This window comes from Sphaerisporangium perillae, from assembly GCF_023276435.1.
In the GTDB taxonomy this organism is placed as follows: Bacteria; Actinomycetota; Actinomycetes; order Streptosporangiales; family Streptosporangiaceae; genus Sphaerisporangium; species Sphaerisporangium perillae.
On the sequence record NZ_JALLPO010000118.1, the window covers coordinates 1 to 643 of the forward strand.

The following is a 643-nucleotide window of genomic DNA, read 5'->3' on the forward strand; positions in this document are numbered from 1 at the left end:
GGGTCGGCCTTGTCGGCGAAGATGTGGTGCCCGACCACCAGCGTGTCGTTCTGACCCAGGATGAACCGGTACAACCCATCACCGGTCCGCACCCCCAAAAAGCCCGGCGCCACGAAATCGGCGACCCCCTCGATCGGCGCGAACCCCTCCGGAGTCAGCCGCACCCGATCACCCTGCACCACCGGACCGGTCAACCCCAGCCCACGCTCCAGCACCCGCCACACCGGCTCCACCCCACCACCACCCGGCCGCGCACCGAACACCACCAGCGCGAACTGACCCGGGAAATGAGTCAGATACTGATCCAACGTGTGCAGATACATGTCCCAGCCGCGCTCCAACGCCTCCACCTCCGCCTGCCATCCATCACCCAAAACCCCGCTCTGCACCAGCCGCAGCACCGTGCCACCCTGACCACGCCCCTCGACGAGGAACTCCAGCGCCATGTAGGCGCCGTCCTCCCCCTCCGCACCACGGAAGGCGAACCGCCGCAGCGGCTCCCAGCCCGTCACCCTCGCCTCCACCGGAAAGTCACCGAAGAACTGCACCGCCTTGCCGCCCACACGCGGCTCGACCTCGTTACGCCCCAGGAACCAGGAGGTCAACCCCGGCCCGGTCGCCACCGCCTCCCACACCCGCTCCA

Annotated in this window: 1 protein-coding gene; it reads right to left on the reverse strand. The window is 68.6% G+C overall.

What is annotated here, in order from left to right; all coding sequences use genetic code 11:
- The coding region (locus MYF83_RS42265; protein ID WP_248966454.1) for an SRPBCC family protein at window positions 1-643 on the reverse strand (643 nt) is incomplete at both ends.